At 66.2% G+C, this 260-nt stretch carries 1 pseudogene; it reads right to left on the reverse strand.

Annotation, left to right across the window (positions count from 1 at the left end):
* Positions 1 to 260 (reverse strand): annotated as a pseudogene (locus BK665_RS33240) (glutamine synthetase); the annotation flags it as partial.

Here is a 260-nt window from a genome sequence, read left to right on the forward strand (position 1 = left end):
GATACCGTAGAGCCCGGCCGCCAGGCCCGCGGCAATCGCCAGGTACGGATTGGCATCGGCGCCGGGCAAGCGATTCTCCACCCGGCGGGCCACCGGCGAGCTGGCCGGAATGCGCAAACCCGCCGCCCGGTTGTCGTGGGACCAGCAGGCATTATTCGGTGAGGCAAACGGGTGGCACAAGCGCTGGTATGAATTCACGTTCGGCGCCAACAACGCGGTGAAGTCTGCCATGCCGGCCTGCTGACCGCCGATGAAATGAC

It is taken from the genome of Pseudomonas frederiksbergensis (assembly GCF_003732665.1).
Classification (GTDB): domain Bacteria; phylum Pseudomonadota; class Gammaproteobacteria; order Pseudomonadales; family Pseudomonadaceae; genus Aquipseudomonas; species Aquipseudomonas frederiksbergensis_G.